The sequence below is a fragment of the Kitasatospora sp. MY 5-36 genome (assembly GCF_001182915.1).
Taxonomy (GTDB): domain Bacteria; phylum Actinomycetota; class Actinomycetes; order Streptomycetales; family Streptomycetaceae; genus Kitasatospora.
Genome location: NZ_LFVW01001053.1, coordinates 1 through 2178 on the forward strand (window position 1 = coordinate 1; position 2178 = coordinate 2178).

Sequence of the window (2178 nt, forward strand, 5' to 3'; positions counted from 1 at the left end):
CGACCGGGGCGGCGGCGAGGACCTCGCGGAGCCGCTCCGGATCGTCGCCCGGGCCCTCGCCGCCGGCGCTGCCACCGCCGGCGCTGTCACCACTGGTGAAGGCGCCGAGCCGTGCGGCGAGGGCCGCCGCGGTCGCCGCCAGGGACCGGGAGTCCGGTGACGCGGGCCGCGGCCCCTCTGCTCGGTTGCCGTGCCGGAAGTGCATACGCCCATGATCACGCGCCCGGGCGCGGCACGCCCACAAGTGGGTGAAACGTTGACCGGTCGGAGACGGTGCTGTAACGGGGTGCGGCCGGCTCCGCACGGAGCCGGCGGCGAGGCCGCGGGGGAGTGGGGAAGTGGTGGGGAGGCGTGGGTGGGGCCGTGGGGATACGGCAGGCGAACACCGGATGATCACCGGTCATACTTGGGCGGCGGCGCCCGCCCCGGACGCCGCGGCCCGGGCCGGGCCCACCCGGCCGTACCGGCCCGGACGTACCGACTCGGCCGTACCGGCCCGGACGTACGACCCGGCCGTACCGACCCGCGCCCGAAGATCCAGACCGGAGGAACCCGATGAGCCCCCACCAGCCGACCAGTCGCCCGGCGGCCGGGGCCCCCGGGGTGCCGTGGAACCGGCAGCGGCTGCGCAGCAACAACGAGTGGCTGCTGCTGGAGCTGCTGCGCACCGGCGGCGGCTCCACGCGCGCCCAGCTGGCCCGGGACACCGGTCTGTCCAAGCCGACCGTCTCGGCCGCGCTGGCCGAGCTGGAGCGGGCCGGACTGGTCCGGGAGGCCGGGCGGCTGGCCCCCGAGCGCGGCCGCACCGCCGTGCTGTACGAGGTCGACCCGACGGCCGGGCACGTGCTCGGCGTGGACATCGGCCGGGCCCGGCTGCGAGTGGCGGTGGCGGACCTGGCCGGGACGGTGGTCGCCCGCCGGGACGTGGCCAACCGGGGCCGCTCGGCGAACGCCGTCGCCGACGCCGTGGTCGCCGCCGCGCACGAGGCGATCGCCGAGGCGGACCTGGCGGCCGGGGACATCGTGCACGCCGTGATCGGCACCCCGGGGGTGTGGGACGAGCAGCGGCGCGGGGTGCGCTACGCCAACAGCCTGCCGGGCTGGGACAGGCCGGGACTGTTCGACCGGATAGGCGAGGGCCTGGGGACGGCCGTCTCGGTGGCCAACGACGCCAACCTGGCGGCGCTCGGCGAGTACACCCTGGGCGCCGGGCGGGGCAGCCGGATGTTCGCCTACCTGCTGGTCGGCACCGGGCTCGGGCTGGGCGTGGTGAAGGACGGCGAACTGCTGCTCGGCGCACATGGCGGGCTGGGCGAGATCGGCCTGGTGCCGCTGTCCGGGCGGCCCGGCGAGCCGCCCGCGACCATCGAGCAGGACGCCGCCGCGGACGCCGTGGTGCGCGCCGCCCGGGACTTCGGGTTGGACGGGGAGTCCGCGGCGCGGCAGCTGACGGCGAAGCAGGTGTTCGAGCGGGCCCGGGCCGGGGAGCCCGCGGCGGTCCGGGCGGTGGAGCGGGAGGCCGAGCGGCTCGCCTACGCGGTGGCCGTGCTCTCGGCCGTCCTGGACCCGGACCTGGTGGTGCTGGGCGGCGGGATCGGCAGCAGCGCGGACCTGCTCCTGGAGCCGCTGGAGCGGGCGCTGCACGGGCTCGCCCCGATGCGGCCGACGCTCGCGCCGAGCCTCCTGGGGGAGGAGGCGGTGCTCCTCGGCGCGGTCGCCACGGCGTTGGAGACCGCCCGCCCCGCGGTGTTCGAGCGCCGAACGGCGGGGCTGCGGTGACGGCTGGGCCGCGCTGACGGCCGGTCTGGTCGGACGGTCGACGGGGCGGGAGCGGTCGGCGGGCGGCCGGTCGGCGGACGCGATGCGGGCGGGGTTCGGGCGGGGTGGCGACGGTCGGTGACCGGAAGGTCTCGATCTGCCAACGAGTGGGGATTCGGTGGATGGTCCGTGTGCGATTCCTGCTTCAATCGCACGACTCATCCAAACGGAACGGAGCGTTCTCCTCCCATGCCTTCACGGATACCCGGTCGCCGTCGGGCCGGCCTGGCCGGATTCGCCGGACTCGTGCTCACCGTCGGCCTGGCGCTGACAGGTTGCGACCCGTCGGCGGCCGACGGCGGTGCCACGGCCTCGGCCACGCCGACCGCCGCCGCCACCACCCCCGCGGCGACCACCCCG

At 77.0% G+C, this 2178-nt stretch carries 1 protein-coding gene and 1 pseudogene; one reads left to right on the top strand and one right to left on the bottom strand.

Annotated features, from left to right (window positions below; translation table 11 throughout):
• A pseudogene (locus tag AE652_RS39985) lies at positions 1 to 205 on the bottom strand (hypothetical protein); the annotation flags it as partial.
• Positions 206 to 555: 350 nt separating this feature from the next.
• On the opposite strand from AE652_RS39985, the gene AE652_RS39990 reads away from it, so the two are divergent.
• Entirely contained in the window at positions 556 to 1779 is a 1224-nt protein-coding gene (locus tag AE652_RS39990) for an ROK family protein (protein ID WP_049660604.1), read from the top strand.
• Positions 1780 to 2178 lie beyond the last annotated feature (399 nt).